Below are 25154 nucleotides of genomic sequence, written 5' to 3'. Positions count from 1 at the left end.
AATGACAAAACCATTGTATGTAATCGCTGCTATTTGTTTATGGCTATTCAGTGCTTGCCAGTCTGCGGACTATAAGTATGAAGCTGTTTATCGTAACCTGCCTTTTGACATGCCTCGTGTGGAAGCGCCGAGGTTTCCCGACCGTACGGTTAATCTGGCAGAGTTCAATGCTGTCGGTAATGGAGAAACTCTATGTACATCGGCTTTTGCCGATGCAATCAATACCCTTTCCAAACAAGGGGGAGGGCATCTCGTTGTTCCTGCCGGTGTTTGGCTGACAGGACCTATTGTGTTGAAAAGTAATATCGATTTGCATTTGGAAAAAGGAGCCGTTATCCTTTTCTCTCCCGATGTAGACCTCTATCCTTTGGTGGAAACTGTATTTGAGGGTTTGGATACCCGTCGTTGCCAGTCGCCTATTTCCGGTCGTAATTTGGAGAATGTGGCGATAACAGGCGAGGGAGCTATCGACGGAAACGGTCATTACTGGCGCCCGCTGAAGCGTGAGAAAGTAACGGAGAGTGTTTGGAAGCAGACGACAGCCCGTGGCGGCGTATATAAACGTCCTACTTACTGGTTCCCTTATCCTGAAACTTTGAAAGGAGACACTATCAGTAATATGAATGTCCCTCAGAATCTGCAAACGGAAGAAGAGTGGCAAAGTGTCCGTCATTTCCTTCGTCCGGTAATGGTGAGCCTGATAGAATGTAAGAATGTATGGTTGCAAGGAGTGATATTCCAGAACTCTCCGGCATGGAACTTACATCCGCTGATGTGTGAGAATGTACTGGTTGAAGACGTGCAGGTGCGTAATCCGAGCTATGCGCAGAATGGTGACGGACTGGATTTGGAATCTTGTAAAAACGCGCTGATTGTGAATTCTACTTTTGATGTGGGAGATGACGGAATCTGCCTGAAAAGCGGTAAGGATGAAGATGGCCGCCGTCGTGCACGTCCTTGTGAAAATGTAGTGGTAGATGGCTGTACGGTATTTAAAGGACATGGAGGTTTTGTTGTCGGCAGTGAGATGAGCGGCGGGGTACGCAACGTGTCTGTCAGCAATTGTCAGTTCTTGGGAACGGATGTGGGATTGCGCTTTAAAAGTAAGCGCGGCCGTGGCGGTATTGTTGAAAATATCTGGATTACCAATGTTTCCATGATGGATATTCCTACCGAACCGATTACTTTCAATCTTTATTATGGTGGAAAATCTGCCGTTGAAGTGTTGGAAAGCGGTGAGAAGGTTCCGGCTAAAGTCGATCCGCTTCCTGTGGACGAAACAACTCCTTGTTTCCGGAATATTCATGTGAAGAATCTGATATGTGCAGGAGCCCGTCGCGCATTATTCTTCAACGGTATTCCTGAAATGCCGATTGAGAATGTCGTGTTGGAAGATATTGATATTACTTCACGATTGGGCGCCGAATTTATTTATAGCAAGGCTGTTACGATGAAGAATGTGACTATCCGCAATACGGAAGGCGAGCAAGTTGTTACCCGTTTTTGTGAGGATATGAAATAAGAAGCCGGATGTGGTAATAGCGGACGAAATGGATTGTCAAATCTGACACCCTTTCAGTCAAAATAAGTACAAAGAATAGGGGATGATTCCCCTATTTTTGTATCATGAAATAGCGACTAAAACTAATTACCATGAAACAATGTTTTTTTGCGGTCGATTTGGGTGCTACCAGTGGCCGTACTATCTTGGGAACCTTCACACCGGAAGGATTGGAAATGGAAGATGTGAATCGCTTCCCGAATCGTTTGATTGAAACCGGCGGACATTTTTACTGGGATATATATGAACTTTACCGGCATATTATCGAAGGATTGAAAATAGTCGCTCAAAAAGGAGATGTTGAAATTACTTCCATTGGTATCGATACATGGGGAGTGGATTTTGTTTGCGTGGGTAAAGATGGTGGATTTCTTCGTCAACCTTATTCGTACCGTGATCCCCATACTGCCGGAGCGCCTGACGCTTTCTTTGAAAAAGTAGCCCGTAAACAAGTCTATGAGTGGACGGGTATTCAGGTTATGAACTTCAATTCTTTGTTCCAGCTCGATACATTGAGACGGAATGGTGACAGTGCATTGGCCGCTGCCGATAAACTGCTTTTTATACCTGATGCTTTAAGTTATATGCTGACCGGGGAAAAGGTAACGGAGTACACCATTGCCAGCACGGCGCAGCTGGTAAATGCGAAAACCCGTAAACTGGAAAATGCTTTGCTGCGCGAGCTCGGACTGACGGAGAATAATTTTGGCCGCTTTGTTTACTCCGGTGAGAAAATAGGAACATTGACAAAAGAAGTACAGCGTATGACCGGATTGGGAGAGATACCTGTAATTGCGGTTGCCGGGCACGACACGGCTTCTGCTGTGGCTTCAGTTCCTGCAATGAATCCTGATTTTGCATATCTGAGTAGTGGGACTTGGTCTTTAATGGGAGTGGAAACAGAAAGCCCGGTTATTACAGAAGAAACCGAATCTTTAAATTTTACGAATGAAGGCGGCGTGAATGGCACTATCCGTTTATTGAAAAATATTTGTGGAATGTGGCTGTTGGAACGCTGTCGTGCGGCATGGGGAGAGACTTCGTATCCGGAGCTGATATCCGAAGCGAATGCCAGTGAACCGTTCCGCAGTCTGATTAATCCTGATGATGCTCTGTTTGCCAATCCTGCCGATATGGAACAGGCTATAAAGACGTACTGTTCGGATTCTCACCAGCCTGTTCCGCAGACACGAGGTCAAATTGTTCGTTGTATCTTTGAGAGTCTTGCCCTGCGCTATCGTCAGGTTTTGGATAATCTTCGCACTCTTTCTCCTCATCCGATAGATACACTTCATGTTATCGGCGGTGGAAGCCGTAATGATTTATTGAATCAATGGACAGCCGATGCTGTCGGTATTCCTGTTGTGGCAGGCCCGTCTGAGGCTACGGCAATCGGTAATATTATGATTCAGGCGTTGGCGGCAGGAACGGCAAAAGATATTGCTTCCATGCGTCAATTAATCAATCGCTCTATTTCTTTGGAAACTTTCTATCCGGAAGATGCGGAAGTGTGGGATACCGCATATTTACATTTCAAACAGGTGACAATGAATTATTAATGTTTAACAATCATATAAAATAAATCAGTATCATGAAAGAAGAACTAATAACAAAGGCTTATGAAGTAGCTAAGGAACGTTATGCTGCTCTTGGGGTAGATGTAGAAAAGGTAATGGAACAACTTCAGAAGGTTGCGATTTCCATGCACTGCTGGCAGGCTGATGATGTCCTCGGTTTTGAGTCGGGCAGCTCGTTGACCGGCGGTATCCAGACTACAGGTAATTATCCCGGTAAGGCTCGTAATATGGAAGAATTACGCGGCGATATTTTAAAGGCCGCTTCTTATATCCCCGGTAAGCACCGTTTGAACCTGCATGAAATTTACGGTGATTTTGGCGGTACCTTTGTTGACCGTGACCAAGTGGAAGTGAAGCATTTCGAGAGCTGGATGCAGTGGGCCGCTGAAAACGGAATGAAACTGGATTTCAATTCAACCTCTTTCTCGCATCCGAAAAGCGGTAACTTATCTTTATCTAATCCGGATAAGAGCATCCGTGATTTCTGGATTGAACATACCAAACGTTGCCGTGCCATTGCAGAAGAGATGGGACGCCGTCAGGGTGATCCTTGTATCATGAATCTTTGGGTACACGACGGTAGTAAGGATGTGACTGTAAACCGTATGAAATATCGTGAGTTGTTTAAGGACTCTCTCGACCAAATTTTTGCTACGGAGTATAAGAATATGAAAGACTGCCTGGAGTCCAAGGTGTTCGGTATCGGTCTGGAAAGCTATACGGTAGGCTCTAATGAGTTCTGTGTAGGTTACAGCGTGCAGCACCAGAAACTGATAACAATCGATACGGGACACTTCCACCCGACGGAAAGCGCTGCGGATAAAGTTTCGTCTATGTTGTTATTCGTGCCGGAATTGATGCTTCATGTAAGCCGTCCGATTCGTTGGGATTCCGACCATGTGACTATCATGGACGACCCGACTCTCGAACTTTTCCAGGAAATTGTTCGCTGCAATGCTTTAGACCGTGTACATATCGGTCTTGACTATTTCGATGCTTCTATCAACCGTATAGGCGCTTATGTCATCGGTACCCGTGCTGCGCAGAAATGTATGTTGCGTGCGTTATTGGAACCGCTGGCTAAACTTCGCGAGTATGAGGCTGCCGGTCAAGGTTTCCAACGTCTTGCTTTGTTGGAAGAGGCCAAAGCTTTGCCTTGGAATGCCGTTTGGGATATGTTCTGCTTGAAGAATAATGTGCCGGTAGGTGAAGAGTTCATCGCTGAAATAGAGAAATACGAAGCCGAGGTTACATCAAAACGTAACTAAGTTAATCAGAGTTAATGATAGTGTTTAGCGGGGAAAGCGTATCTTTGCCCGCTACTTTCATTACTCATAGAATATTAACCATTGATTATCATGAATACACTAATAGGATTATTAATTATCGCTGTGGGAAGCTTTGGACAGAGCAGTTCGTATGTACCTATCAATAAAGTTAAAGGTTGGTCATGGGAAAACTTTTGGCTGGTACAAGGGATTTTTGCCTGGCTCGTCTTTCCGTTGCTTGGCGCTTTACTTGCCATTCCTGCTGATGGCAACCTGATAGAACTTTGGGGAGCCGGCGGTGCATTGCCGGCTATTATTTACGGTGTCCTTTGGGGTGTCGGCGGTTTGACATTTGGATTGAGTATGCGCTATTTGGGTGTTGCCTTAGGACAGAGTATAGCTTTGGGTACTTGTGCCGGCTTTGGAACTTTGTTTCCGGCTCTGTTTGCAGGGAAAGACTTATTACATGGCGATGGCTTGATGCTCCTTATTGGTGTTTGCATTACTTTGGCGGGAATTGCCATTATCGGTTATGCAGGCAGTCTGCGCTCCAAAAATATGAGTGAGGAAGAAAAAAAGGCTGCCGTGAAAGATTTTGCGTTGACAAAAGGACTGTTGGTCGCTTTACTGGCAGGTGTGATGAGTGCCTGTTTTGCTCTCGGCCTGGATGCCGGAACGCCTATTAAAGAAGCGGCATTGGTTGGTGGTGTGGCCCCGTTGTATGCCGGACTTCCTGTTATCTTTCTGGTGACTTTGGGCGGGTTTTGTACGAATGCGGCTTATTGCATTCAGCAAAATATAAAGAATAAGACAGGTAAGGAATACTTGTCGGCCAAAGGCAATATCCTTGTGAATAATATTTTGTTTTGCGCTCTTGCCGGAGTATTATGGTATTCGCAATTCTTTGGTCTGGAGATGGGTAAAAGTTTCTTAGGCGGCAGTCCGATATTGCTTGCATTCTCCTGGAGTATACTGATGTCACTGAATGTTACATTCAGTAATGTTTGGGGAATCCTGCTGAAAGAATGGAAGGGATGCGGCTCTCGTACAATAGGCGTACTGATATCGGGATTAGCCGTTCTTATCGCTTCTATTATTGTAGTGGCGATGGCACAAGCATAAAAATAATATCTAATAAATTGTAATTAAATAGACACATGAAATCAATTCTTGAAAATCGTCCCGAGTTGGCTTATGAAGTCAATCAGGCGGCAGAAGTGGCCGGATATCTTTGGCAAAAAGGTTGGGCGGAACGTAATGGTGGTAATATAACTTTAAACATCACTGAATATGTAGATGATGAAATCAAAGCTCTGCCGGCTATCAGCGAGGTTAAACAGATAGGTAAGCAGCTTCCTTATCTGAAAGGTTGCTATTTCTATTGTAAGGGTACTCAGATGCGTATGCGTGATTTGGCGCGTTGGCCTATGGCAAACGGTTCAATAATCCGTATTCTGGATGACTGCGCCAGCTATGTAATTATAGCGGACCAGCCTGTAATGCCGACGTCGGAATTACCTTCTCATCTTGCAGTTCATAATTATCTGCTTGAAAAAGGTTCTCCTTATAGAGCATCTTTGCATACACATCCTATCGAACTGATTGCTATGACCCATAATAAGAAGTTCCTGGAGAAAGATGTGGCTACTAATCTGCTTTGGAGCATGATTCCGGAAACCAAAGCGTTCTGTCCTCGTGGATTGGGTATAATTCCCTATGAATTGCCAAGTTCCGTACAATTGGCTGACGCTACTATTGAAGCCCTGAATGATTATGATGTAGCTATGTGGGAGAAGCACGGGGTTTTTGCAGTAGATGTGGATATTATGTCTGCTTTTGACCAGGTAGACGTATTGAATAAATCCGCGCTGATTTACATTGCGGCTAAGAATATGGGCTTTGAACCGGACGGTATGAGTCAGGAACAAATGAAAGAGATGACTGTGGCTTTTAATTTACCGAAATAAAAGTGAAGCGTAATTATGTATAGGATGATATTGAACGAAACCTCTTATTTCGGAGCAGGCTGCCGGGAGACAATCGCGGTAGAAGCTATTCGCAGAGGTTTTAAGAAGGCCTTCTTTGTGACAGATAAGGACTTGATTCGTTTTAAGGTCGCAGACAAGATAATTGAAGTGTTTGAAAAGAATCATATTCCTTATGAACTTTTCAGTGATGTAAAAGCAAATCCTACTATTGCCAATGTACAGCATGGCGTAGCCGCTTTTAAAGAGTCCGGCGCAGATTTTATTGTGGCGTTGGGAGGCGGTTCTTCCATTGATACGGCAAAAGGTATCGGTATTGTGGTGAATAATCCGGATTTTGCAGATGTGAAGTCGTTGGAAGGCGTAGCTGCGACCCGTTACAAGGCTGTTCCCACTTTTGCTTTGCCTACAACGGCCGGCACTGCTGCTGAAGTAACCATTAATTATGTGATAATTGATGAGGACGCAAAAAAGAAGATGGTTTGTGTAGACCCCAATGACATTCCGGCTGTTGCGATTGTAGACCCGGAACTGATGTATTCCATGCCGAAGGGATTGACTGCCGCAACAGGAATGGATGCCCTGACACATGCCATTGAAAGCTATATAACACCGGGCGCTTGGGCTATGTCTGATATGTTTGAGCTGAAAGCCATTGAAATGATTGCCGCTAATTTGAAAGCTGCGGTAGACAATGGTAACGATGTAGCAGCTCGCGAAGCCATGTCGCAAGCTCAGTATATTGCCGGTATGGGATTCAGTAATGTGGGCCTGGGTATTGTACATTCTATGGCACATCCGTTAGGCGCTCATTATGATACTCCTCATGGAGTTGCCAATGCATTGCTTTTACCGTATGTAATGGAGTACAATGCAGAGTCTCCGGCTGCTCCTAAGTATATTCATATAGCCAAAGCTATGGGAGTAAATACCGATGGCATGACTGAAAGTGAAGGAATACGTGCAGCAGTAGACGCTGTTCGTAAGTTGTCATTAAGTATTGGTATTCCTCAAAAGTTACATGAAATCAATGTAAAAGAGGAAGATTTACATCAATTGGCTGTCGATGCATTTAATGATGTTTGTACAGGTGGTAATCCTCGTCCTACTTCTGTCGAAGAGATTGAGGCTTTATACCGTAAAGCTTTTTAATTATAATTCAAATATACCATGAAGAAAACTATTATCTCGTGTGTGCTGTTTTTAACAGCTGTCACTGCCTTCTCGCAAACAACGATGAAGACTGCGGCTGAAGCTAAACTATCAGCTTCCGACCTTGCCGTAAAAATAGCAGACCGTATTCTTGCAACCACCACTTATGAGTTTAAGAATACCAAGACCGGTAAAACCTATAAGTCGGTTAAAAACCTGCCTTTGGATATGAATGTCAAGGTTGCATGTAAGTATAATAATTGGCATTATACCAATGGAGTGACTCATATCGCTTTAATGGAATTGGCCGATAAAACCGGTGCTAAGAAGTATGATGATTATGTCTTTAAAAATATGGACTTCGTATTTAATGAAGGCAATCTGGACTTCTTCAAGAAGCAATATGATCAGGCAATGAAAGATGAAGGTTGGTATGGAGTTCGTAAATTGAGCTGGCATATGATTTTCCGTGGAAAGCGTTTGGATGACAACGGTCCTATGGGAGCCAGTCTGATTGACTTGCAGATGAAGCATCCGAATAATTCTTTCTTGAATTATATTAATGAAACAGCCGAACATCTGAATTATGGTGAGCCTCGTCTGGCAGACGGCACTATTGCCCGTATTTGGCCTCATGAAAATACGATTTGGGCGGATGACGCTTTCATGGCTATCTCATTTCTTGCCCGTATGGCTAAGATGACCGGTGATATGAATTACATCAATGATGCTGCCAATCAGGTAATCAAATATCATAAATATTTGTGGTGTCCTGAAAAACGTATTCTCTATCATTGCTATCATACGGATACGGATGAACATGGTGTTGCTCATTGGAGCCGTGCTAACGGTTGGGTTTTTATGGCAACTGCCGATTTACTTGCAGTGATGCCGCAGAATCACCCGATGCGTCCTGAAGTATTGGAATGCTTCCGTCGCCAGTGCAGCGGTGTAGTACGTTATCAAGGTAAGAACGGTTTGTGGCACCAGCTTCTCGATAAGGAAGATTCTTATGAGGAGATTACAGGTACGGCTATGTTTGTCTTTGGTATTGCACGCGGTGTAAAGCACGGATGGCTGCATCCCGACTTTATTTATGCCGCCGAGCAAGGACTTAAGGGTATGATGACGTTGATGTCTGATAAAGGTGATGTTACTAAAATCTGTGTCGGAACAGGTATCATGCCGTCTCCTGCATATTATTATAACCGTCCTACCCAAGAGAATGATCCGATGGGTGAAGGTCCTGTTCTCCGTGCATTGATTGAAATGATGGATGCGCCGAAATATACGGAGATCAAGGCCGAGCAGCAGTACGATAAAATTGTGGTTAAGAAGTAGTAGTCCTTTTAGAAATAAGCGAATCCCGGTTGGAAGAATGCCTGTTCTGCCAACCGGGATTTTTTTATTAAATCTTGCATTGCTATCCCTTATTTCATAAATATTTCCTATTTTTGTCCCGAACCCATCATGAAGGACACGTATTATGACAAAGAATTACAATGATTTAGGAGTGGAATTTAAGTATCTTATTGTAAATGACATGGACCAAAAATTTGGTCTTTGGGTAAATACTGTCGGCTTTCAGTCTATTCAGCCGGACTCTCCATATCCTTTGAAAGATCACCCTTCCGGCTATTTCTTTAATGCCCAGAAAGGACGTGTTTTGCGTGAATACCAATTGGTTTATATAACGAAGGGGCGGGGATTGTTCTCTTCAGAAACCACTCCGGAAAAGCAAGTCTGTAAAGGACGGTTGATGGTGCTGTTTCCCGGACAATGGCATACCTATCATCCTTATCGTCAGACAGGGTGGAATGAATACTATATAGGTTTTGAAGGACCTGTCATTGATAATTTGATGAAAGGCGGTTTCTTGTCAAAGGATAATCAAGTGCTTGAGGTCGGTTTGAATGAGGAACTGGTATCTCTCTTTTCCCGCGCCTTAGAAATTGCCGAAGCGGATAAGATATCTTCTCAGCAGTATCTTGGCGGTATAGTATTGCATATCGTAGGTATGATTCTTTCCATTTCGAAGAATAAGATTTTTGAGGTAGGTGACGTCGATCAGAAGATTGAGCAAGCTAAGATTATAATGAATGAGAATGTCTTTAAGGATATCGATCCTGAAGAGTTAGCCATGAAATTAAATATTAGCTATTCCTGGTTCCGGAAAGTGTTCAAGGACTATACAGGTTATGCGCCGGCCAAATATTTCCAAGAACTGAAGCTACGTAAAGCTAAACAGTTGTTGGTCGGAACTTCTCAGTCCGTCAAAGAGATTTCTTTTATGCTTGATTATAAATCTACCGAACATTTCTTTTCATTATTTAAAAAACGTACAGGGTTTACACCATTGGAATACCGTTCTTTCGGTCGGGAGACTGAAGCGGAGAATGAGGACTTAGATTAAAGTCAAAACAGGCAGTAAACAGTCAAAATGCTTACAAAACCCTTGATTTTCTATTGTTTTAGTACTTGTAAGTTCCTTTTTGCTTAAGAGAAAGTCAAAAAGGAAAGTATTTGTGTCAGTAGTTGTATTTTGTTACGTATCGCTATATTTAATTTTGCACCCACAAGTTCTGTATCCGATAATAGTTATATCGGACTGTTAATCTTGAATTAATTAATCAACCAATTTATATTAATAGTCTATGAGAATCTTACACAAAAAGTTATGCTTATTAATGTTTCTTTTAATAAGCTGTCATTTAAACATTCTTGCGCAAGACAAAACCGTTACGGGGGTTGTATTGGACAAAACAGGTGAAACTGTTATTGGTGCGAGTGTGCTGGTTAAAGGAACTACTAATGGTACTATCACAGATGTCGATGGTAATTTTACTCTGAAAAATGTTCAGGAAGATGCTGTCCTGCAAGTTAGCTTTGTAGGTTATAAAGCTCAGGATGTTGCTTTGAAAGGACAAAGTAATATCAAGGTGACTTTGGAAGAAGATACGGAAGTTCTTGATGAAGTTGTTGTTATCGGTTACGGTTCCGTGAAGAAAAGCTCCTTGACAGGTGCTGTGGCGAAGATGGACGCTAAGAGTATTCAGGATAGACCTTTAGCGCGTCCTGAAACGGCTTTGCAGGGACAACTTGCTGGTGTGTCGGTACGTTCCATTACGGGTGAACCTGGTGCGGATATGCAGATTCGTGTACGTGGCGCTGCTTCGGTTAATGCCAATTCCGATCCTCTTTATGTAGTTGACGGTGTTCCTATGACTACTTTGAGTGGTATAAATCCATCGGATATTGCTTCTATTGAAGTATTGAAAGACGCCGCTTCTTCCGCTATTTATGGTTCCCGTGGTTCGAATGGTGTTGTTATCGTGACAACTCAGAAAGGTAAAACGGGTAAGGCAAAGGTGTCATTCAATGCAAGTGTCGGTTTCCAGACATTGGAAAAGAAAATAGATATGCTGAACGCTACCGAATGGATGGAATTTAGAACGAGATGGAATGATACCCAATATTTGATTGATGCCAAAAAGAAAGGTGTTACCAATGCCAGTATTCTCGATGATAACGCTACACGTTTGGCGAATCTTGGCGTAAAGGCAGGTACGGATGATTCTTATAAGTATGTTCTTGATGAACGTTGGTTCAACTATTTGAGTCAGGATATGAGAGACTCGCATACTTATACTCCGACGTCCGAAGGATTAAGTCTGTTGGATTGGCAAGATGAATTTTATCGTACAGCTATGGTACAGGATTATAGCCTGAGTGTTTCCGGTGCTACAGATAATGTAAACTATATGTTCTCCGGCGGTTATATGAATCAAGAAGGTTTGGCTACCGGTACAGGCTATGAGCGTTTCTCGTTCCGCGCAAATGTTGAATCTAAAATCAATAAATACATTTCGCTTGGAATTAATCTGGCTCCTACTTATATTGTAACGGATGGTTCCGGTAAAGCCAATGGTAAAGATGCGCAGACTCATAAAGCGTTAGCCTCTACTCCTGTATCAGAATTAGGGGTCGGTTATATGACAAATGTACAGCCTAATGAACGTTACGGATGGGCTGATACCAATTCAAGTCCTATCTATACACTTGAAAGTATGATACGTCAAGACCGTACTTTGCGTATGGTGGGAAATGCTTTCTTGCGTATTACTCCTTTTGAAGATTTCCGTGTAGAATTATCAGCGGCTGCCAATTATCTTGATTTGGATGGCAATACTTATACATTCTCAAGCGCTAGTTCAAAATGGTCTAATGGAGAGGGTCAAAATTCAGGCGGTGCTCATACAACAAGCCGTATCTGGAATACATTGTTACAAGCTGTTGCTAATTACGACCATACTTTTGACAAACATGGAGTAAGTGCAATGCTTGGTTTCTCTTCAGAGCAGTCATCTTTGGGTTATAAGACGGAGCAGTCTTTCAGTTCGCCTTTCCCGAATGATGCTATTACCGGTACTTTTGACGGTTCTAAAGTTAAACCGAAAGCTAATACAGTGACAGAACAAACTCCTAATAAGCTACTGTCTACTTTTGGTCGTTTACAATATAATTATGATGAACGCTATATGATTTCCGGTAGTTTGCGTTTTGATGGAGGTTCTGTTTTCGGCGCTAATAATAAGTGGGGCGTATTCCCCGCCGTATCAGGAGGTTGGCTTATCTCTAATGAAAAGTTCTTTAAGAATTGGGACCAGAAATGGTTGAATACTTTGAAACTTAGAGCCAGCTATGGTGTTACAGGTAATAACTCTATCAGTAATACGGCGTCTTACGCTACTTTAACTTCTTCCATTTATGGCGGCGCTCCCGGTTATTACACTAATAGCTTGGGTAATGCGGATTTAGGTTGGGAAAAGACTCATAGTACAGATATCGCTGTTGACTTGGGCTTCTTGAATAATCGTATTCAGTTATCATTAGATTGGTATACTAAAAATACTACCGATTTGTTATATCAAGTTCCGGTAGAAGGCGCTTCCGGTTTCAGTACGATTTGGGATAATCTGGGTGATATTCATAATGAAGGTTTTGAAATCGAGTTGAATACCCATAACCTGACAGGGGAATTTACGTGGGATACTTCATTTAATATGTCTTATAATAAAAATGAAGTGAAGAAGATAGGTACCGATAATACTCCGGTTTATTCAGGTTGGTCTAATAATGAATCTAACATTCTTACTGTGGGTAAAGCTGTCAATACTTACTACATGTATGATGCTATCGGTGTATGGAAAAGCCAGGCGGAGATTGATGCCTATAGCGCTGCGCACGGTGGGGAACCGGTGACTTTCAAAGGAACCAAGATACAACCGGGTGATGTTCGTTACAGAGATGTAAATAATGACGGAAAGTTTGATAAAGAGAACGATAGAGATTATCTTGGAAGCCCGACACCGAAGTTTGTATTCGGTTTGACTAACCGCTTCACATATAAGAATTTTGATTTGTCTGTTTTATTGACGGCACAAACAGGTGGAAAGATATATGGTCTTTTGGGACGTGCAATCGACCGTCCGAATATGGGAGCTAAATCCAACGTAATGGGTCATTGGAGAGATGCGTGGTGGTCAGAGGATGAACCGGGTAATGGTTCGGTTCCTTATATCTTCAGTACGACTACATCGTCGGCAATAGATTCCCGCTGGTTATATTCTTCCAATTATTTACGCATTAAGAATCTGACTTTTGGATATAAGTTACCGATTAATCCTAAATTTGTATCGTATGCACGCGTATATTTGTCTATTGAGAATTTAGCAAAATGGGATAGTTATTATGGAGGTTATTCTCCGGAAGCTGCCAATGTCGGTTCAGGCCCCGGTGGCGCTACTGCATTAGGTTTGGATTACGGTGGTTATCCTAATGCCCGTACATTTACATTTGGTATAAATGTCAATTTCTAATTTCTAATACAACGAATTATGCTTAAGATTAAAAATATATTATGGATAGGTGCGTTGGCACTTACAATTTCTTCTTGTGACGATTTCTTGAATACTCCTCCGGTGGACAGATTGACATCGGATGGATTTTACCAGACTCAAAGTCAGTCAGAACAGGGTATTCTGGGTGTTTATGCCGATTTGCGTCAGGCTGCCAACTGTGAATATTGGTTTATGTCGGAGTGCCGTTCTGATATAGCATGGGTAGAACCTAATCCGGATGCTTATCGTGAATATTCGGAAATAGGAACGTTCAGAGCGGCAGACAATGTAGAGATGTTTGACAACACTTGGAATATGTGGTATAAAGTAATATACGATGCCAATGTCGCCATCTCCAAGATTCCCGGCTGTACATATGATTCGGAAGATATTAGAGAACAGCATTTAAATGAAGCCTATTTTTTAAGAGGTTGGGCTTACTTTGAATTAGTACGTTTGTTTGGTTATGTTCCTGTTGTTGACAGACCGATGTCTCCGGCAGAGATTAAGTCGGTAAAACAATCTGCTCCGTCGGATATCATCAATAATGTAGTTATTCCTGATTTGAAGAAAGCGGAAGGGCTTCCGTATAAGGAGGACATGCAGGATGCCAAAGGCAAAAAGAACATAGAAGAACAAGGACGTGCGGATAGAATGGCGGCAAAGGCCATGCTGGCACGTGTATATATGACATTGGCCGGTTTCCCGTATAACGATGCCAACGCAAAGAGTTTGGCGAAGACACAGTTGGAAAGTGTGTTGAATGATTCGCACGCTGAAGAGTATTGGGCTCCTACGTTGGAAGAGTGGAGAATGCAATGGATGCCGTCTACGGATTATTATAACAAATACTCGGTATTTGCAATTCAATATCGTAGTGGCGGTACGGGAAATCCGGCAATCTTCAATATGATTCCTACCAAGAACTTCCCTGCTTCATGGACAAAGTGGGTATGCTCGGCGAACTCTATTTATGTGGAAAAAACATTAATGCATGAGTTTGACAGAGAGTATGCAAATGGCAAAGACGGGCGTGGCTATACTTTTGGTGTATTGGAGGCTCATCCGGCAGATGGCGGTGTTAATGCTTATCAAAGTCCCCAGGAGGAGATGACTTTTGATGATGGTACAACTGCTACTGTATATACAAAGGCTATGTTCTATAAATTCTTGCCGACAAAGCCGAAGCTTCAGATGATGAACACTTCTTACGATGAGAACGCGATGAAGAATTATGATGACTGGGGTGTGAATCTTCCGATTATCCGTATTGAGGATATGCAGCTTATGTATGCAGAGTTGCTGGCAAGCGAAGGTAAGACGGAAGATGCCATGAAGATTGTCAATAGAATACGTAAAAGAGCTAATTGTGATTTAAGACCTGAAACAGGCGTAAGCGTGGACGATGCTATGAAATACATCAAACTCGAACGTAAAATAGAGTTAATGGGAGAAGGTATCCGTTGGTTCGATCAGGTTCGTTACGGTACTTGGAAATCAGATACAGAGGCAAAGTTCGACCGTTATAATTATCCTGAATTGAAGTCAAATCTAAGAGAAGGCTGTTATCTTTATCCAATTCCCCGTAATCAGATGAACGTGACTCCCGGTCTTTATGAACAGAATGAGGGATATAAGAATTGATATCTCACTTAATTGCATGTGATGATTAATATAGATTAAATTTTAGGTTAGTGAAAGAGGAAAGAGGTGGATGCTTTTTAGGGGTATACCACCTTTTTTCTATATATTTGATGTCGATTATGTTTAGAAAAAGAATATTATTAGAAAGTGTATGCGGTACCGGAATGCTTATTATGCCTCATCTCGGGGCACAGGCGCAACAGCCGGCCGCAGTAAAAGAAAGTAAGCCTAATATCATTTTTATTTTAGCCGATGATATGGGGTATTGTGACTTGGCATGTTATGGGAATAAATACATAGAGACTCCCAACATAGATCGTCTGGCGGCTACGGGAACCGCTTTTACCCAATGTTATGCCGGTTCCGGCATTAGTTCTCCTTCCCGTTGCTCTCTGATGACGGGTAAGAATACCGGTAATACTACCATTCGCGATAACTTTTGTACTGCCGGCGGCATTGAGGGGCTGAAAGGTACAAAACCTATCCGTCGTATGCATCTTCAACCGAATGACACAACAATTGCTACCGTGCTCGGAGCCGCCGGTTACAGAACTTGCCTGGTGAATAAATGGCATTTGGACGGTTTTAATCCGGAGGCTACTCCTTTGAACCGGGGATTCGACGAGTTTTATGGCTGGCTCATCAGCACCACCTATTCGAATGATCCGTATTATTATCCCTATTGGCGTTTCAATAACGAAAAACTGGAGAATGTGAAAGAGAATGAGGGGGACAGGCATATTAAGCATAATACGGATCTTTCAACGGAAGATGCCATTAAATTCATTAACCGCAATAAGGATAATCCGTTCTTTTTATATCTGGCTTACGATGCTCCCCACGAACCTTATATTATTGATGAAACCGGCTGGTATGATGATGAGTCTTGGAATATGAATACCAAGCGTTATGCTTCGCTTATCACTCACATGGACCGGGCTATCGGATGTTTGTTGGCGGAACTTGACAGATTGGGACTACGTGAGAATACATTGGTTATCTTTGCATCGGACAATGGTGCGGCCAAACAAGCTCCTTTGGCGGAATTAGGGTGTAAAGGTTCCCTTAAAGGCATGAAAGGACAACTTTATGAAGGTGGTATCCGTGTGCCTTTTATCGTGAACCAGCCGGGGAAGGTTCCGGTACGGAAACTGAATAACATTATTTATTTTCCGGATGTAATGCCTACCTTGGCCGCTTTGGCGGGCGCAACAGATAAATTACCGCAGAAACTTAACGGTATCAATATTCTTCCTTTATTTTATGGACAGAGCCTTGATACGGATAATCGTTTGTTGTATTGGGAGTTTCCCGGAAAGCAGCGTGCTGCAAGACGTGGGGATTGGAAAGTAGTGACCATAAAGAAAGATGCTCCGTTGGAATTGTATAATATCCGGGAGGATATGACCGAATCTGTTAATCTGGCGGATAAGTATCCTGAAAAGGTTGCGCAGTTTGAAGAAGAAATGAAGACTATGCGTGTTCCTACCCCCAACTGGCCGTTGCCGGGTGAATAAATGGAAAGCTCCCTCTGCCTGATTGGTTTGGAAGCAAATCTCTTAGCATTTCTGCCAATACATACAGAGATTGGTTGCTGAGGAAGCGTTATCTTTGCTTCGTTCACAACTATGAGATATATTACTTACACTAAAAATACCATGAAAAAACTATTTTATTCTCTACTTGCAGTCGTTTTGGCAGCTTGCGGTTCGGAAAAGCAAGCGCCGATAGATCGTGAGGCATTGGTTGCCCGTAATAACCCTCAGGTTTCTTCATTTGACTCCCTGGCGTCGCTGTCGGTGGGTAACGGTGAATTTGCTTTTACAGTGGATGCTACCGGACTTCAGACTTTCCCTGTTGCATATAAGAAAGGTGTACCATTGGGTACGCAAAGCCAATGGGGCTGGCACAGTTTCGGTAATCCCGATCACTATAAACCGGAAGAATACTTAAAGGAATACGATTTCGGGCGCGGCCATAAAGAATTGTACGCCTGCCAGTTTAAGGAAGACGGACGGCAGAAAGAAGCCTCTAACTGGTTCCGTGTGAACCCTCACCGCCTGCATTTGGGCATCGTAGGGCTGGAGTTGGGCGATAGTGTGAAGATTTCGGATATTACCGATATTGCCCAAACACTGGATATGTGGAACGGTGTTATCAACAGTCATTTCGCATTGAATGGCAACGCTTTTGATGTACAGACTGTATGTCATCCGGAGTTGGATATGATTTCCGCCTGCATCACCAGTCCGGCACATGCAGGAGTGAAGCTGCACTTCCCGTATCCTACGGGTGCCCATGCCGATGACGCTTGCAATTGGGATGCTAACGACAAACACACTACAAATATAGTTTTTGAAGATGCGCAAAGCGCTGTTCTCAAACGTACGCTTGATTCTACGGTTTACTACGTATCTTTGCATTGGGAAGGCAAAGCCTCCCTCAAAGAGAAGTCGGCAAACTATTTTGTACTGACACCGGAAGAAGATAAATTCGCTTTCTCTTGCAAGTTTACTTCCGATTTCCCCGGAACCGTACTCGAAAGTGAACCTGCGACTTATACAGCCGATGCGCTGCCCGTCTTTGCCGAAACTCTGGCTGCCGGCAACAGCTATTGGAATAATTTCTGGAAGAACGGCGCAGCCGTAGATTTCTCACATTGTACCGACCCGCGTGCCAAAGAACTGGAACGCCGTGTTGTATTGAGCCAATACTTGCTGGCCATTCAGTCGGCAGGTAGCGTTCCGCCGCAGGAAACCGGATTGACGTATAACTCATGGTTCGGTAAATTCCACCTCGAAATGATATGGTGGCATCAGTCCTGGCAGGCGCTTTGGGGGCATCCGGAGTTGCTGGACCGCACACTCGGCTGGTACGAAACGGTGGAACCGGTTGCCCGTGAGATAGCACGCCGTCAAGGTTTCGACGGAGTCCGTTGGATGAAAATGACCGATCCCAGCGGAACGGAAGCACCGTCTAATGTCGGCAGTTTCCTGATTTGGCAACAACCGCACTTTATTTATCTGGCGGAACTCGTTTACCGTGCCAATCCTTCGGATGAAGTAATTAAGAAATACAACCATTTGGTGCAAGAGACTGCAAAGTTCATGTACTCTTTCGCTACGTACGATGATTTCCATGGCCGCTTTATCCTGAAAGGCGCGATTCCTGCACAGGAAACATTACGTGCCGCTACTACCATCAATCCGCCGTTTGAACTCTCTTACTGGCACTATGCAATGAATGTAGCGCAGCAATGGCGCGAACGTGCCGGTGAAAAACGCAATCTGGAGTGGGATGAAATGATTGACAAACTCTCACCGCTGGCCTATAATGAAGACAGCCTTTATCTGGCTGCCGAAAATGCGGTAGATACGTATAAGGATATTCGTTTCACCAGCGACCACATGGCTGTACTTGGCTCTGTCGGCATCCTGCCTATGAACAAACTGATACGTGCCGACTATATGAAGAATACGCTTCATTGGGTGTGGGATAACTGGAATTGGGGTAAGACATGGGGTTGGGATTATCCGATGACCGCCATGAATGCCACTCGTCTGGGTGAACCCGAAAAGGCTGTCGGCGCTTTGCTGATGGATAAGCGTACCAATACTTACTTGCTGAATGGGCATAACTATCAGGACGGCCGTTTACGTTGCTACTTGCCGGGTAATGGCGGTTTGCTGACTGCGGTAGCGCTGATGTGCGCAGGTTGGGACGGCTGTGAAGTGAAGAATCCCGGTTTCCCGCAAGACGGTACGTGGGATGTACGTTGGGAAGGACTGAAACAGATGCCGTAATCTTCTGGCTGTACATAAATATTATTATGTATGCCTGATAGGAAACTCCTTTTACCATACCCTCTCGGAATACCCTGTAAGAGGGGGTAGTCTCACTATACGACTGAGCCTGCCTCAGTCGTATACTTAGGGTACCTCAGTCGTACTGTGAGATACCCTAAGCTATACTCTCATCTTTTGAAATCAACGAGCCCTATGAATCGTACCTCTGTTTTTACAATTATTTTTACCATACTCTCCCCTTTGGGTTCTTACGCGCAATATGCTTCTTCGTCTAAAGCGCCGAAGAAAGCAGGTGATTTGATAGAATCCACTTCCTACAATGACCATAAGCGGGGAACTCCCCGTGCGTTGCAATACCTGCCGTCCGGCGAGGATTTTGTCTGTGTTAACGGAAAGAACCGTTATACCCGTGCTCTCTACGGCAGTCCTACGGCATGGCGTCTGGAAACCAGCGATCGTCCGATATTTGCCACTTATGTCAAGAACGACAGCCGTAATATCCGTTTTCGTCTGCGCCTGCCGGATGGGACGGTTACACCGCTGGAAGAGACCGCTTGGTGCGAGGCTCGCTATAATCCGGGTAGCCGCATTTATTTATTGAAAGACAAAACATGGGGAGAGAATTGCGTCCTGAAGATTTCCGTATTGGCAAGTTTGACGGAGGAAATGGCTATGTGGAAGTTCTCCGGAGAATTGCCTGCCGGCTGTGAGCTGGAAGTGTTGAATTCGCCTATCCGTCAGAAGAAGCTTTTCCGTAGCGGAGATATGGGAGCAGACCCGCCGGGATGTTTTGAACCGGCAGAAGACGGTACGGTATTGCAAACGCTGAAATGCCGTTTTCCGTCCGACGGAAATTTATACATAAGTATTGTCCGTAACGAATTGAAAGAAGTACCGGATGGCGATGTACAATATCTTACTTTGCAGAATGCTTGCCGTGAACTTGCCGGACGCATCAAAATTACTACTCCCGATCCTTATTTCAACACGCTTGGCGGTGCGCTTGCCGTTGCCGCCGATGGCATTTGGGGAGAAGAGGGCGTGTGGCTGCATGGAGCTATCGGTTGGCGTATGCCGCTGAGTGGTTGGCGCGCTGCTTATGTAGGCGATGTATTGGGTTGGCACGATCGCGCACGCACTCATTTTGATAACTATGCCGCCAGTCAGGTAACCGGGATTCCTAATACGATTCCGCATCCTGCACAAGATTCCGCTCTTGCACTGGCACGTTCGGCCAAGATTTGGGGAACACCTCAATACAGCAACGGGTATATTTGTCGAAATCCCCGGCGAAATAACCAGATGCACCATTATGACATGAACCTCTGCTACATAGACGAATTGCTGTGGCACTTCAATTGGACCGGAGACCTTGATTATGCCCGTCGTATGTGGCCTTTGCTGACGTTGCATCTTGCTTGGGAAAAACGTAACTTCGACCCTGATAACGACGGCCTTTACGATGCCTATGCCTGTATCTGGGCAAGTGACGCACTGTACTATAACAGTGGAGCTGTCACACACAGTTCCGCCTATAACTATCGCGGCAATAGGCTGGCTGCGCTGATTGCCGAGAAAATCGGCGAGGACCCTGCACCTTATCGGGAAGAAGCCGATAAGATACTGAAAGCGCTCAACGCCCGCCTATGGTTGCCGGAGAAAGGACATTGGGCTGAATTTCAGGATTTCATGGGACACCGCCGTTTGCATGAAGACGCTGCTGTATGGACTATTTATCATGCCCTCGATAGTGATGTGGCAGATCCGTTCCAGGCATATCTTGCTACAAGTTATGTAGACCGTGAAATTCCTCATATTCCTGTCGTAACTTCGGATGATGTCCTTACCGCCGGTACTGCCGCTTTGCCTGTCAATGCGGTTTCTTATGCCCGTTGGCAGAAGCAGTTGAAGGAAGCGGGGGCTGCCATTAATGCCGGGGAGTATGCCACAGTGGCTACTACCGACTGGATGCCCTACTCATGGAGTATCAATAATGTAGCTTTTGCCGAGGTGATGCATACGTCACTGGCCTATTTTCAGGCAGGACGCAGAGAGGCGGGCTTCAAATTATTGAAAAGCTCTGTTCTCGATGGCATGTATTTAGGTGAGAGTCCGGGTAACTTCGGACAGATAAGTTTCTATGACGCCGCCCGAGGGGAGTGTTATCGCGATTTCGGCGATCCTATCGGAGTGGCTTCCCGTACATTGATTCAAGGACTTTACGGTATCTTGCCTGATGCTTTGAACGGTCGCTTGTTGATAAAGCCCGGTTTCCCGACAGAGTGGGAGTATGCTTCATTGCATACGCCGGATATTGACTTTGATTTTAAGGCGGGTGAAGCGGTTGCCGGAAAATATTCTTCCCGCGATCGCTCGCTTTATACCGTCACTCATCACCTGTCTGCGGTGCGTAATCTGGAATTGCAGTTTCCGGCGCGTCGCTCTTCCGTAGCGCGTCTGATAGTAAACGGACAGGAGGCGGCATGGAAATTGGTTGAAAATTCGGTTGGCCGGCCTATGCTTAGTGTTTCCGTTCCGGCTTCTTCCGGTGAGGAAATAACAATCGATGTCAATTGGGAAGGAGAGTCGCTCACAGTTCCCGTTTCTATTGATGCTTATCCTTCGGCCCGTGTTCGTGAAGCGGGACCTGTCAGCTTTATTGCCATGGAACAGGAACAGATGAAATGGTGGGCGCCGGTGGAACAACCGGTAGCCGGCAGTTGTAAACAAACTATTCCGGCTGGTGACTTTAAAGCCGTCGACTCTGCCAAATGCACCCCCGTTGATATGCAGAAGGTGTTCAATGCAAATGTAACGGATATTTTCCGCAATGAATATCTATCGCCCCGCTCTCCGTACACTACGTTGCAATTACCCAAACAAGGTATAGGCGAGTGGTGTCATCCGCTGAAAACGGCCGGGATTGATGATACGGGTCTGCGTGCCGCTGTGCGCGAAGGTGTGCTGGAAACAAAACTCGGAATACCTTTCCGTACTCCTGCCGCGGGGCATAACATTGCTTTCACCTCTCTTTGGGACAATTATCCGGACAGCTTGCAGATTCCTCTGGCCGGTAAGGCATCCCGTGCCTATCTGTTGATGGCGGGCAGTACCAATCATATGCAGTGCCATATTGAGAATGGCGTAATCCGCGTATATTATGAAGATGGCACTTGTGATACTCTGCCTTTGGTAAATCCGGACAATTGGCCTCCTATCGAACAAATATTCTTTGAAGACGGACAGGCCTTTAATCGTCATGCTCCGTCTCTCTATCGCTTGCGTTTGAAAACGGGTGAGCTAAGTAATAATTTCGGTGAAGAACTTGGTTTTACCGGGGTGTCGCGTGAGGTAGACGGCGGTGCGGCTGTCTTGCTGGAAATGCCGTTGAATGCCAAGAAGAAACTTTCGCGTCTGGTATTGGAAACGCTTTCTAATGAGGTGGTGATAGGAATAATGGGTATTACGCTTCAACAGTAAGCCCGGATTTCAAGACAGGGAATTATGGAATATTTCAGAAAAATAGCTTTATGCGTGCTGTGCCTCATAACTTCTGTTTGGCAACTTAATGCACAGGTGAAGAAAGTTCCGCAGTGGGGACGGTTTGAGGTCGCGTTGCAAGGTACTTCCGACGGAAATCCTTTTACGGATGTCAGTCTGGCCGCCGCTTTTTGGCAGCAAGGAGGAGACACGGTCAACGTGCAGGGTTTTTATGACGGAGACGGGCGGTATATTATCCGCTTTATGCCTGCTTTACCGGGGATGTGGCATTATGTCACGCAAAGCAATATGCTTTCTTTGACCGGAAAGCAGGGCGCTCTGGAATGTGTGCCGGCCGTTGCGGATAATCACGGTCCGGTGAGGGTGAAAGATACGCATAATTTTATGTATGCCGACAGTACCGTATATTATCCGCTGGGCACTACGGCGTATGCCTGGACCCACATGTCACAGCCGGTACAGGAGAAAACGTTGTTGTCATTGGGGAAAGCGCGGTTTAATAAACTGCGGATGTGTGTGTTTCCGAAGAATTACGGCCTTTGCAAGGAAGAACCGGTAATCTATCCTTTTCTTGTCAAAGAGTATTCTTCCGGGAAACCGGTGTTTGATTTTACACGTTTCAATCCTGCTTTTTTCCGCCATTTGGAGAAACGCATTGATAATCTGAAGCATTTGGGTATCGAAGCGGATTTAATTCTGTTCCATCCTTATGATAAAGGACGTTGGGGATTTGACAGTATGCCGATGGAAGTCAATGTGGCATATATCAAATATCTGACGGCGCGTCTTGCTTCTTTCAGTAATGTGTGGTGGTCATTGGCGAATGAGTATGATTACGTCAAGGCCAAAAACGAAGCTGATTGGAATATTTTGATACGGACTGTTGCCGCGTCAGACCCCTATGGGCATTTATGCTCCATTCATGGGAGTACGGCAACCTATTTCCCTTATTGGATGGAAGAACTGACGCATACCAGTATTCAGGATGAGGCTCCGGTTGAGGATTTCGGGCGTGCTTCTATTGTGCGCGGTGTTTACCGCAAGCCGGTCATCTTTGATGAAGTGTGTTATGAGGGGAATCTGGCTTCCCGTTGGGGACGTTTGAGCGGACCTGAAATGCTTCATCGTATTTGGCAAGGATTGATAGCCGGTACATACGTCACGCACGGAGAATGCTACCAGTGGAATACCGGCAGCATGGACACTATTTTCTGGGCAAAAGGCGGAGAGTGGCGTGGTGAATCGTGGAAACGTATTCCTTTTACCCGCAGTCTGCTGGACTCACTGCCGCAACCGTTGCAATTGGCGGATGTCAGCCGTGACCATCGGACAGCTACGGCCGGAGATGGTTATTACTTGATTTATTTCGGCAGGCAGATACAGGATGAATGGTTATTCAATCTTCCGGCAAAGAACGCTTCTTATCAAAAAGTGCGATCCGGTACAAAATATAAAGTGGAAATCATTGATACATGGAATATGACTGTCACTGAGTATCCCGGTACGTTTGAAGTCGGAAAAACGATAGATTACCGGCATTATGATGTGAATCTCCGGAAAGTTCGTTTGCCATTGTTGCCGTATCTGATGTTACGCGTTACGGTAACGAATGAATAATCGCGATGCATGATAATAAGTGGAAGCGGTATGACGCAGATGAGGTAAGTGTACAAAACTACATGGTTTCCGAATATTCATGGCTGCTGTATATCAGGACGTTTATTTATCTTTGTCGAGGATAAACTTAAATATAGGACAACCATGAGAACTTTTTTGACTATTCTTTTATGTACGCTTTTTTATTCCGGTTTTTCATTCGGGACGGATTGGAATGTATATGTCGCCAAGTATCGGCATGATAAAGTTTGCGCTATCAGTTATACCTTTGATGACGGGTTGGCAGAGCACTATACACTGGCAGCTCCGCAATTGGAACAACGGGGTTTTCGCGGAACTTTTTTTGTTAATGGTTCTAAAGTGAATAAGGATGAGCGACGCGTGAGAGATACTACTCGTGTAACGTGGCCTCAATTGAAAGAAATGGTGGAAAACGGGCATGAGATTTCCAATCATGGCTGGGCCCATCGTAATTTTGCCAAATTCCCGTTTGACGTACTCAAGGAAGATATAATGAAAAACGACAGTGCGATATATGCCAATGTCGGTATAATGCCTCGTACATACGCTTATCCCAATAATACGAAGCAAGGAGACGCAATGGAATTTGTTGCTCGAAACCGTGTGGGTACGCGGCTAAAACAACGTTCCGTAGGCAGTAAGCGTACAGCCCGCGATTTGCAGAAGTGGCTGGAAACACTGATTAGGACGGGTGATTGGGGTGTGGGTATGACGCACGGTCTGACTTACGGGTATGATGCTTTCCGAAATCCGCAACTTTTGTGGGAACACTGGGATCAGGTCAAAGCCAATGAAGACAAAGTATGGGTCGGAACTTTCTGTGAGGTTGTTTCCTATCTCAAAGAAAAGGAAGCGATTCATTTGAGGGTAACGGAGAAAAAGAATAAATTATATATCGTTCCGGAATTATCTTTGGATAAGAAACTTTTTACAGAACCGTTGACTATGGTCATTGAGGGGAAAACTATAAAGAAACTTTCCGTCCGACAAGGGAAAAAGAAACTTCCCGTACAACTTCGTTCCGATAAAGCATTTTTCGACTTCGACCCTTTTGGCGATGAAATTATAGTAACTATTAGATAGAAGTTCCCCGTAATACGGAGAAAATCACTACTTTTGCCG

General features: G+C 44.6%; 15 protein-coding genes. All 15 read left to right on the top strand.

Annotation, left to right across the window (positions count from 1 at the left end; genetic code table 11):
* Position 1 precedes the first annotated feature (1 nt).
* The 15 genes from BHV72_RS10505 to BHV72_RS10435 all read left to right on the top strand — a co-directional run bounded on the left by BHV72_RS10505 (position 2) and on the right by BHV72_RS10435 (position 25115).
* Complete coding sequence (locus BHV72_RS10505) at positions 2-1522, top strand: glycoside hydrolase family 28 protein (RefSeq protein ID WP_143269505.1); 1521 nt, start codon at positions 2-4, stop codon at positions 1520-1522.
* Positions 1523-1653: 131 nt separating this feature from the next.
* The gene (gene rhaB / locus BHV72_RS10500; protein WP_087413508.1) at positions 1654-3120 is read left to right on the top strand and encodes a rhamnulokinase; all 1467 of its coding nucleotides are present in this window, start codon (positions 1654-1656) and stop codon (positions 3118-3120) included.
* A gap of 32 nt (positions 3121-3152) precedes the next feature.
* Positions 3153-4406 carry an L-rhamnose isomerase gene (locus tag BHV72_RS10495; protein WP_009121896.1) on the top strand — a complete coding sequence of 418 codons (1254 nt, stop codon included), beginning with the start codon at positions 3153-3155 and terminating at the stop codon, positions 4404-4406.
* Positions 4407-4496: 90 nt separating this feature from the next.
* Complete coding sequence (gene rhaT / locus BHV72_RS10490) at positions 4497-5528, top strand: L-rhamnose/proton symporter RhaT (protein ID WP_195621784.1); 1032 nt, start codon at positions 4497-4499, stop codon at positions 5526-5528.
* A 35-nt stretch (positions 5529-5563) separates the two neighbouring features.
* Positions 5564-6373 (top strand): rhamnulose-1-phosphate aldolase, encoded by an 810-nt coding sequence (rhaD, locus tag BHV72_RS10485; RefSeq protein ID WP_009121898.1) that lies wholly within the window; start codon positions 5564-5566, stop codon positions 6371-6373.
* 15 nt (positions 6374-6388) lie between these two features.
* Complete coding sequence (fucO, locus tag BHV72_RS10480) at positions 6389-7543, top strand: lactaldehyde reductase (RefSeq protein ID WP_087426767.1); 1155 nt, start codon at positions 6389-6391, stop codon at positions 7541-7543.
* A gap of 18 nt (positions 7544-7561) precedes the next feature.
* Positions 7562-8884: a glycoside hydrolase family 88/105 protein gene (locus BHV72_RS10475; RefSeq protein WP_286855772.1), complete on the top strand. Its 1323-nt coding sequence runs from the start codon at positions 7562-7564 to the stop codon at positions 8882-8884.
* Positions 8885-9029: 145 nt separating this feature from the next.
* Positions 9030-9956, top strand: coding sequence for an AraC family transcriptional regulator (locus BHV72_RS10470; RefSeq protein ID WP_087413504.1), 927 nt, complete (start codon positions 9030-9032; stop codon positions 9954-9956).
* Between the two features lie 274 nt (positions 9957-10230).
* Positions 10231-13422: a SusC/RagA family TonB-linked outer membrane protein gene (locus tag BHV72_RS10465; protein WP_286855770.1), complete on the top strand. Its 3192-nt coding sequence runs from the start codon at positions 10231-10233 to the stop codon at positions 13420-13422.
* A gap of 18 nt (positions 13423-13440) precedes the next feature.
* The gene (locus BHV72_RS10460) at positions 13441-15087 is read left to right on the top strand and encodes a RagB/SusD family nutrient uptake outer membrane protein (RefSeq protein WP_009121903.1); all 1647 of its coding nucleotides are present in this window, start codon (positions 13441-13443) and stop codon (positions 15085-15087) included.
* Between the two features lie 119 nt (positions 15088-15206).
* A complete protein-coding gene (locus tag BHV72_RS10455; protein ID WP_373129593.1) occupies positions 15207-16604 on the top strand; it encodes a sulfatase-like hydrolase/transferase in 1398 nt (465 codons plus the stop codon).
* 141 nt (positions 16605-16745) lie between these two features.
* The gene (locus BHV72_RS10450; RefSeq protein WP_022219196.1) at positions 16746-18890 is read left to right on the top strand and encodes a hypothetical protein; all 2145 of its coding nucleotides are present in this window, start codon (positions 16746-16748) and stop codon (positions 18888-18890) included.
* Between the two features lie 195 nt (positions 18891-19085).
* A complete protein-coding gene (locus BHV72_RS10445) occupies positions 19086-22373 on the top strand; it encodes a DUF4450 domain-containing protein (protein ID WP_286855768.1) in 3288 nt (1095 codons plus the stop codon).
* Between the two features lie 24 nt (positions 22374-22397).
* Complete coding sequence (locus BHV72_RS10440; RefSeq protein WP_195621805.1) at positions 22398-24011, top strand: DUF5060 domain-containing protein; 1614 nt, start codon at positions 22398-22400, stop codon at positions 24009-24011.
* A gap of 144 nt (positions 24012-24155) precedes the next feature.
* Positions 24156-25115, top strand: a complete 960-nt coding sequence (locus BHV72_RS10435; protein WP_195621807.1) for a polysaccharide deacetylase family protein — start codon at positions 24156-24158, stop codon at positions 25113-25115.
* Positions 25116-25154: the final 39 nt, after the last annotated feature.

The organism is Bacteroides sp. 43_46 (genome assembly GCF_001915455.1).
In the GTDB taxonomy this organism is placed as follows: Bacteria; Bacteroidota; Bacteroidia; order Bacteroidales; family Bacteroidaceae; genus Bacteroides; species Bacteroides caccae.
Note: the sequence above shows the minus strand (reverse complement) of the source record. Positions and strands in the feature narration are given on the sequence as shown.

Bases quoted from the DNA above. Each gene is read 5' to 3' on its own strand.
- BHV72_RS10505 (WP_143269505.1), top strand. From the start codon at position 2: ATGACAAAACCATTGTATGTAATCGCTGCTATTTGTTTATGGCTATTC.
- rhaB (WP_087413508.1), top strand. From the start codon at position 1,654: ATGAAACAATGTTTTTTTGCGGTCGATTTGGGTGCTACCAGTGGCCGT.
- BHV72_RS10495 (WP_009121896.1), top strand. From the start codon at position 3,153: ATGAAAGAAGAACTAATAACAAAGGCTTATGAAGTAGCTAAGGAACGT.
- rhaT (WP_195621784.1), top strand. From the start codon at position 4,497: ATGAATACACTAATAGGATTATTAATTATCGCTGTGGGAAGCTTTGGA.
- rhaD (WP_009121898.1), top strand. From the start codon at position 5,564: ATGAAATCAATTCTTGAAAATCGTCCCGAGTTGGCTTATGAAGTCAAT.
- fucO (WP_087426767.1), top strand. From the start codon at position 6,389: ATGTATAGGATGATATTGAACGAAACCTCTTATTTCGGAGCAGGCTGC.
- BHV72_RS10475 (WP_286855772.1), top strand. From the start codon at position 7,562: ATGAAGAAAACTATTATCTCGTGTGTGCTGTTTTTAACAGCTGTCACT.
- BHV72_RS10470 (WP_087413504.1), top strand. From the start codon at position 9,030: ATGACAAAGAATTACAATGATTTAGGAGTGGAATTTAAGTATCTTATT.
- BHV72_RS10465 (WP_286855770.1), top strand. From the start codon at position 10,231: ATGTTTCTTTTAATAAGCTGTCATTTAAACATTCTTGCGCAAGACAAA.
- BHV72_RS10460 (WP_009121903.1), top strand. From the start codon at position 13,441: ATGCTTAAGATTAAAAATATATTATGGATAGGTGCGTTGGCACTTACA.
- BHV72_RS10455 (WP_373129593.1), top strand. From the start codon at position 15,207: ATGTTTAGAAAAAGAATATTATTAGAAAGTGTATGCGGTACCGGAATG.
- BHV72_RS10450 (WP_022219196.1), top strand. From the start codon at position 16,746: ATGAAAAAACTATTTTATTCTCTACTTGCAGTCGTTTTGGCAGCTTGC.
- BHV72_RS10445 (WP_286855768.1), top strand. From the start codon at position 19,086: ATGAATCGTACCTCTGTTTTTACAATTATTTTTACCATACTCTCCCCT.
- BHV72_RS10440 (WP_195621805.1), top strand. From the start codon at position 22,398: ATGGAATATTTCAGAAAAATAGCTTTATGCGTGCTGTGCCTCATAACT.
- BHV72_RS10435 (WP_195621807.1), top strand. From the start codon at position 24,156: ATGAGAACTTTTTTGACTATTCTTTTATGTACGCTTTTTTATTCCGGT.